The sequence below is a fragment of the SAR324 cluster bacterium genome, from assembly GCA_029245725.1.
In the GTDB taxonomy this organism is placed as follows: domain Bacteria; phylum SAR324; class SAR324; order SAR324; family NAC60-12; genus JCVI-SCAAA005.
The window spans coordinates 1-5,742 of the sequence record JAQWOT010000310.1 but is presented as its reverse complement, the minus strand read 5'-3'; the positions used below and the strand labels follow the sequence as shown (position 1 = coordinate 5,742).

Genomic DNA, 5,742 nt, shown 5'->3' with positions numbered 1-5,742 from the left:
ATAAATCAGGAATTGAATTCAATTTTGGCATGTCTGACGAAAACCTCCTCGCTACCTCCACTTTCCAAGATGAGACTACACTTGGAGTAAGATTACTTTCCGAGCCTGAAAATGAAGTTTTGTTGGATTTTGGATCTACAGATAATTTTATTACCTCTCCTAAAACACTAACTCTTAGTTCTGAGCAATGGAGTGAATTTCAAGAAATTACGGTTACAAATAAATCAATAGCTTCAATCTCAGATAACTTGAGTATTACCCTCAACACGAACGATCCTGTCTATTCCAATATTTCTTCATTTACAGATATTAACAACTCTTATTTCCAAAATAAAATTCCTGTTTACTACCAAGATGATGAACTCCAAGATCTTCTGATTTATATGCCCAAAAACGAATACATTAACGAGTCTGGAGCACAACAAGAGTTTACAGTTAAATTGAGAAGCAAACCAAGCTCAGGTAAAGAGGTATTCCTACCCTTGAGCACAAGCGATGCCTCAGAAGGCCGCGTATCTCCCTCAATACTCATTTTTGATAGTACTACTTGGCAAACTCCTCAAACCATTAGAGTTACTGGGATAGACGACTACCAAATTGATGATAGTCAACAATTTGAAGTGGTAATAGGCGCTGCAGATAAGACGTTTCAAAAGGCAGATCCTAATTACACCACCCCAGAGCGGATTGTCCGCTTCATCAGCCTAGACTCAACGGAGGCTGGATTTATAGTGTACGCATTAGACGAACAAACTGATGAAGCTGGTGGAGATGCACAGGTTACCATTCAACTCAAAAGCAAGCCCAAAGCTGATGTGATCATCAGTACTTCTTCGACAGATACAACCAAGGCTGTCATCACGCAAGGTAGCTTCCTAACCTTCACTACCAGCAACTGGTTTCAACCCCAGACCATCAAATTAATTGGACTCGCTGATGGTTCCACAGCAAATGACCAAGATTACTCCCTCGAATTCTCTAATTCTTCCAGCGATGACAGCAACTATGATGGGCTTAAAATTCAGAGTGTGCCCCTGAAGCATCTCAACCTGAATTGACGATGAGCCCAGTACGTTTGGAACAACAGGATTCTCTGGCTTGGCTCCATCTCCAACGACCTGAGGCCTGCAACGCCTTCACGCGAGAGATGGCCAGAGAATTGTTGGAACACCTGTTTCAACTCCGACAGGATGAATCTGTAAAGATAGTGGCCATCACCGGAGAGGGTACTGTGTTTTCAGCAGGAGGTGACCTGAAGTGGATCAGTGCACATCCACAGGGTCCCAGTATGGCCTTTCATGAGTTGGCTACTCGTGTTCACCTCTGCATCACTGAAATCCGTCGCTTTCCTAAGCCTATCCTGGCAGTCATCAATGGAACTGCAGCCGGAGGCGGTTTCTCCCTCGCTCTGGCCTGCGACTTTCGACTGATGGCCGAGACAGCGCGTCTGAAACAAGCCTTCACCAGTCAGGGACTCTGTTTGGATGGCGGAGGAACTTGGTTCCTTCCACGTTTAGTTGGACTTGGACGTGCCCTGGAGATTGCAGCATTAGATGAATGGATCTCCGCAGAACAAGCACTGAACTGGGGATTGGTCAACCGAGTTGTGTCTCCTGATCAACTCACAGCAGAGACCCTGAGTTGGGCAAGCCGTTTGTCTGACCGCTCCAGCCACGCATTTGCAACTGTTAAACAACTGCTCAACGAATCCTGGAACACTCCGCTCGAAACCCAACTGGAACACGAACGTCAGAACCTGGTTCGCACTGTTGAGCATTCTGATGGACAAGAAGGACTGTCTGCTTTCCTCGAAAAACGGTCCCCACGCTTTGCCTGAAATTTCTACAGATCTCCACACACTCAGCTCAGCATTTCGGATTTCACCTCGTTCCACAGAACAACAGGAAGCTCTTCAACTAAAAATTGACCAGAAAACCAAGCCACTCCACGCCTTGGGACAACTGGAAATATTGGCGCTACAGCTTGGTCAAATTCAGCAGAACCTGACCCCTCAAATCAAAAATCCTACCCTGTTTCTCTTCGCTGCAGACCATGGAATTGCCGAGAGCAGAGTCAGCGCCTATCCCCAGGAAGTCACCCGCCAGATGGTCCTGAATTTCCTCAGTGGAGGAGCTGCAGTCAACGTATTTTGTCGACAAAACGGCTGGGACTGGAAAATCATTGATGCTGGAGTTTGTGGCGAGTTGCCTTCTAATTCAAACCTCATCTCAGCAAAAATTTCTCAAGGTACGCGTAATTTCCTTACAGAAGTGGCCATGACGCCCAACCAATGTATTCAAGCGATCTCGGTGGGAGCTCAGTTGATTCGGGATTATCGTGCACAGGGAGGGAATCTGATTAGTCTCGGAGAAATGGGCATTGGCAACACCTCTTCCGCCAGTCTGCTGACCAGCTGTTTACTCAACGTATCCTTGAAAGATTGCCTTGGACGCGGTACGGGCTTGGATGAATCGGGGCTAGCGCGCAAGCAACATCTGCTGCAGCAAGGCCTTGAATTCCATCAGGATATTCAGAATCCCTGGGAGGTTCTCGCTACTTTTGGGGGCTTCGAATTAGCGATGCTCTGTGGAGCTGCGATGCAGGCAGCAGAATTGCAGATCACAATATTGGTGGATGGATTTATTGTCTCAGCTGCCCTTTTGCCTGCCCTGTTGAGTTATCCACACCTGATTGACTACTGTATTTTTGCCCATTGTTCACGAGAACTGGGCCATCGCCATCTGCTGGATGCCATCGGCGCGACCCCCTTACTGGATTTGAACCTGGCCCTCGGAGAAGGTTCCGGTGCGGCCCTTGCGTTACCCTTGTTGGAGTCTGCAGTGCGCTTCCTCAATGAAATGGCTTCCTTCGAATCTGCCGGAGTCAGTCAGGCATGTCCCTGAATATCCCTGACTTGCTGGATCGTGAATGGCAAGCGTTCTGGCTCTCCGTCAAGTCCTTCACTCGCTTACCAACTCCTCACGTTGCCTATTCCACTGTTCAGATGCAACGGGCCTCCAGCTATCTGCCCTGGGTAGGCTGGCTGATCGGTGGCATCTGTGCGCTAGCTTTTCTGGGTTTGCAGGGCTTGTGGGGCACTGGCTTGGCTATTTGGGGCACCTTGGCTCTTGGTATCTGGGTCACTGGGGCTTTTCACGAGGATGGCTTCGCTGATTTCTGTGATGGGATGGGAGGAGGCTGGACTACGGATCAGGTGCTGCGAATCATGAAAGATTCGTATCTGGGCACCTTCGGCGTACTCGGTCTGATCACTAGTTTTCTGCTGAAGGGCAACGCACTTTTGTTGCTGGAGCCCAGTCAGATTCCCCTAGCCCTGGTGCTGATGCACAGCTATCCCCGCTTTGGAGCCGTGCTGTTACAGAATGTCAGTAGCTACGTACAGCGTGACGAACATAGCAAGATGCGGCTACTAGCTGCACCTCACTCTCCATGGCGACTACTGTTTGCAGGCTTGGCCTCTGTTGTGTTGGCAGCTTTGCTGGTCGAAGGTATTTTCCTACTGGGTTTTCTGGTGGGAGGCTTCGTGATCGTACTGTTGGTGCGTCGCTATCTCAACAAGCGACTCGGAGGCTATACTGGTGATTGCCTGGGAGCTTTAGAACAAATCCTTGAACTCTTTGTCGTGCTATGGCTTGCGCTCTTCTAGATTTCGCAACTGCGTAATGAAAGCTTGCACCACTTCCTAATTTAATGAATTAGAAGTGTTTCAATTAACTCGAACTCTAATCGACCCACTTGACTCGAGTACATTTTTTGCCTGAAGCGCTACCTCCTGATTCAAAAATAGACATTAGGCAACTTCAAGCAGAACTAGAAATTTTTCAATCTTAGGTGAAATTAAGTCTCAAATAGTCCACACTAACTTACTATTTTTATTCAAAACGGCATAAGCGCATCAGATTAATTACTAATTTAACTATTCCGATTGAGATCCCATTCCCTCGAACGTTCTACCGCCCTTTTCCATTGTGATATTTTTTCAAAACGCTCATCACTAGAAATAGTGGGTTCATATCGACGAGAAAGTTTCCAATTTTCTTCCAAAGTTTTTGTGTCAGTAACTGCTCCAATTCCGATAGCAGCAAGAAAAGCAGAGCCCAGAGCTGTTGTCTCATGAATTTCGGGCACCTCAACAGGAATCCCAAGTATGTCGGCCTGGAATTGCATCAAGAATTTGTTTTGCACTGCACCACCATCAGCTCGCATAACATCAAATTCTATCCCAGAATCCGTTTTCATGACCTCAAGATTGTCTGCCACTTGGAAAGCTATCGATTCAAGAGTGGCACGAACGATATGAGCGTAAGTCGCCCCACCAGTGAGTCCAACAATTGTACCTCGTGCGTATTGGTCCCAATAAGGGGCCGCCAAACCCACAAAGGCAGGAACAAAATAAACACCACCACAATCTTCTACCGACTCAGCAATCCACTCAGTTTCTTGCGCATTTCGGATAATACGGAGACCATCTCGAAGCCACTGAACCGCAGCTCCTGCGATGTAAACTCCACCATCAAGGGCATAAGAAACTCTGCCACCAAGATCCCAGACAGCTGTAGTCAAAAGACCATTCTTTGATAGTTGAGGCTGTTGACCAATATTCATTAGTGTAAAACATCCAGTCCCATAAGTAGTTTTTATTGAACCCAACTCGAAGCATGTTTGTCCAAATAAGGCGGCAGCTTGGTCAACGACACTGGCACTGATTGGTACTTCAACACCGAAAAAAGAATTTTTGGATGTGTAACCGAAGATAGATGCAGTCTCCTGAATCCTAGGCAAAAATGAAGAAAAAAGCTGCATTTTCTCAGTAAGAACTTCGTCCCAACAACCCTTAAAAAGATCATAAAGCATCGTACGAGAAGCGGTCGAAGGATCAGTTACGTAAGATTCTCCTTGAGTCAGTTTCCAGATTATCCATGTATCAAGCGTTCCAACAAGTAGCTCTTTGTTATAAAAACGTTGCCAACCATTTTGAATGTGGTCAAGAATCCATAGAATTTTTAGAGCAGAAAAATACGCATCAACATGAAGACCTGTCGACTGGTGTATCATTTCCCCACATTCAGAACGTAATTTTGTAGCTGCTTCAGCAGTCCGACGATCTTGCCAGACAATTGCGTTATACACAGGTAATCCAGAAGAACGGTCCCAGACAAGACAAGTTTCACCCTGATTGTCAACACCTATCGCTCTAATATTTTGAGCATTAAGACCACCAGATTGCAGCGCCAAACTGACAGACTTTAGAACATTATTCCATATCTCAATTGGATCATGTTCAACCCAGCCAAGCCTAGGAAAAAACTGAGTGTGTTCCAAGTACCCATGGCCAAGTAAATGCCATTGTTCATCAAAAAGGATACAGGTGGTACCTGTGGTGCCTTGGTCAATTGCAAGAAACAGATTTTTCACTTTAACTCAGCAGGGAAATCCAAACTTCTAAATTTGAAGGAAGTTAGCCACGGATGTTGCGACACTGAGACCATTGAAATATGATCTTTGCCCTCCAAAAGAAGAGCCAATAACATTGCCAGTAGCAAAAACAGCAGAATTAAGAATCCGTCCTTCAGAATTTAAGGGAGGTGGGGTTGCATTTGGTTCAACAGTAAGCCCAGCAGAAAAAAGTAGTTCAGAATTTGGAACAAGATTGCCACTTACAAAAATGGCATCAGCAAAAATAGTAATCTTTTTTTTGTTACAAAGTTGAATAGTATGACC

The 5,742-nt window shown here is 46.0% G+C and carries 6 protein-coding genes; 5 read left to right on the top strand and 1 reads right to left on the bottom strand.

Going from position 1 to position 5,742, the window contains the following annotated elements; genetic code table 11:
* The 4 genes from P8O70_16500 to P8O70_16485 form a co-directional block, all read left to right on the top strand.
* On the top strand, window positions 1-1,058 hold a 1,058-nt coding region (locus P8O70_16500), incomplete at its 5' end, for a hypothetical protein (protein MDG2198444.1).
* Window positions 1,059-1,060: 2 nt separating this feature from the next.
* Window positions 1,061-1,837, top strand: a complete 777-nt coding sequence (locus P8O70_16495) for an enoyl-CoA hydratase/isomerase family protein (protein ID MDG2198443.1) — start codon at window positions 1,061-1,063, stop codon at window positions 1,835-1,837.
* On the top strand, window positions 1,782-2,903 hold the full coding sequence (cobT, locus tag P8O70_16490) for a nicotinate-nucleotide--dimethylbenzimidazole phosphoribosyltransferase (protein ID MDG2198442.1): 1,122 nt from the start codon (window positions 1,782-1,784) through the stop codon (window positions 2,901-2,903). The genes P8O70_16495 and cobT overlap by 56 nt, the downstream gene beginning before the upstream one ends.
* Window positions 2,894-3,667: an adenosylcobinamide-GDP ribazoletransferase gene (locus P8O70_16485; protein ID MDG2198441.1), complete on the top strand. Its 774-nt coding sequence runs from the start codon at window positions 2,894-2,896 to the stop codon at window positions 3,665-3,667. The genes cobT and P8O70_16485 overlap by 10 nt, the downstream gene beginning before the upstream one ends.
* Before the next feature lie 266 nt (window positions 3,668-3,933).
* Here P8O70_16485 and glpK read toward each other — a convergent pair whose 3' ends face one another.
* On the bottom strand, window positions 3,934-5,436 hold the full coding sequence (gene glpK / locus P8O70_16480) for a glycerol kinase GlpK (GenBank protein ID MDG2198440.1): 1,503 nt from the start codon (window positions 5,434-5,436) through the stop codon (window positions 3,934-3,936).
* 73 nt (window positions 5,437-5,509) lie between these two features.
* Here glpK and P8O70_16475 point away from each other — a divergent pair, with 73 nt between their 5' ends.
* Complete coding sequence (locus P8O70_16475) at window positions 5,510-5,731, top strand: hypothetical protein (protein MDG2198439.1); 222 nt, start codon at window positions 5,510-5,512, stop codon at window positions 5,729-5,731.
* Window positions 5,732-5,742 lie beyond the last annotated feature (11 nt).

Excerpts from the sequence above, each read along its gene's own strand:
- P8O70_16495 (MDG2198443.1), top strand. The coding sequence starts at position 1,061 with ATGAGCCCAGTACGTTTGGAACAACAGGATTCTCTGGCTTGGCTCCAT.
- cobT (MDG2198442.1), top strand. The coding sequence starts at position 1,782 with ATGGACAAGAAGGACTGTCTGCTTTCCTCGAAAAACGGTCCCCACGCT.
- P8O70_16485 (MDG2198441.1), top strand. The coding sequence starts at position 2,894 with ATGTCCCTGAATATCCCTGACTTGCTGGATCGTGAATGGCAAGCGTTC.